Consider the following 241-nt stretch of genomic DNA (forward strand, 5'->3'; position numbering starts at 1 on the left):
CACCGGGCCCGAGCAGGACGCGGCCGCACGCGCAGCCATCGCCGCCTACCAGCCGAAGCTGAGCAGTGCCGGCTACGGCGCGATCACCACAGAGGTGGTCCCGGCCGGCCCGTTCTACTACGCCGAGCGCTACCACCAGCAGTACCTCGACAAGAACCCGAACGGCTACTGCCCCGTCCACGCCACCGGGGTGGCCTGCGGCTGAACCGCGTCCCTGATTGACCCGCCGCGGGCCGCACCG

Annotated in this window: 1 protein-coding gene; it reads left to right on the forward strand. The window is 72.2% G+C overall.

Translation table 11 applies throughout. The annotated features are described in order from the left end of the window. Positions 1–205 (forward strand): peptide-methionine (S)-S-oxide reductase (locus tag BN358_RS23980; protein WP_198018454.1); only part of this gene is annotated, 205 nt, incomplete at its 5' end. Between the last annotated feature and the right edge of the window lie 36 nt (positions 206–241).

It is taken from the genome of Sedimentibacter sp. B4, assembly GCF_000309315.1.
GTDB lineage: Bacteria > Bacillota > Clostridia > Tissierellales > Sedimentibacteraceae > Sedimentibacter > Sedimentibacter saalensis.